The organism is Bradyrhizobium sp. NAS96.2, assembly GCF_001908235.1.
Lineage (GTDB): Bacteria > Pseudomonadota > Alphaproteobacteria > Rhizobiales > Xanthobacteraceae > Bradyrhizobium.
Map to the genome: position 1 here is coordinate 1 of NZ_LGHK01000431.1, position 1054 is coordinate 1054.

1 pseudogene is annotated in these 1054 nt (G+C 63.4%); it reads right to left on the reverse strand.

The features are described 5' to 3' along the window. Nucleotides 1-1054 (reverse strand): annotated as a pseudogene (locus tag AC628_RS41755) (AMP-binding protein); the annotation flags it as partial.

The window sequence follows — 1054 nt, forward strand, 5'->3', positions numbered from 1 at the left end:
CGCAGCGATTTGCGCGAGGTCTTCTTCACCGGCTCGTCGCCGCCCTGCATCAGCGCGCGGATCGCGGTCGGCGCGGTGTAGAAGATATTGACCTTGTGCTTGTCGACCACGTTCCAGAAGCGCGAATTGTCCGGGTAGTTCGGCACACCCTCGAACATCAGCGTGGTCGCGCCGTTACAGAGCGGCCCGTAGAGGATGTAGCTGTGGCCGGTGACCCAGCCGACATCGGCGGTGCACCAGTAGATGTCGCCGTCGTGATAGTCGAACACGTATTGATGCGTCACCGACGCGAACACGAGGTAGCCGGCCGAGGTGTGCAGCACGCCCTTCGGCGTGCCGGTCGAGCCCGAGGTGTAGAGGATGAACAGCGGGTCTTCGGCGTGCATGTGCTCGCACGGGCATTCTGATGTCACCACCTTGGCCGCCTCGTGATACCAGAGGTCGCGGGTCGGGTTCATGTCAACAGCACCGCCGGTGCGCTTCACCACCACGACCCAATCGACGCCGCCGGTTTTGGCGATCGCGGCATCGACATTGGCCTTCAGCGGCACCTTCTTGCCGCCGCGCAGGCCTTCATCGGCGGTGATCACCACCTTGGAATCGCAGTCCTTGATGCGCTGGGCGAGGCTGTCCGGCGAGAAGCCGCCGAACACCACCGAATGGATCGCGCCGATCCGCGCGCAGGCCAGCATGGCGTAGGCGGCTTCCGGAATCATCGGCAGATAGATCGTGACGCGGTCGCCCTTCTTGACGTTCCGCGTGCGCAAGATGTTGGCCATCTTGCAGACTTCGTCGTGCAGCTGGCGGTAGGTGATGTGCCTGGATTCGGAGGGGTCGTCGCCCTCCCAGATGATCGCGGTCTGGTCGCCGCGCTTCTCGAGATGGCGGTCGATGCAGTTCCAGGCGACGTTCAGCACGCCGTCCTCGAATCATTTGATCGAGATGTTGCCGGGCGCGAAGGAGACGTTCTCGACCTTGGTGAAGGGCTTGATCCAGTCGATCCGCTTGCCGTGCTCGGCCCAGAAGCCGTTCGGGTCCTTGACCGAGTGCGCAT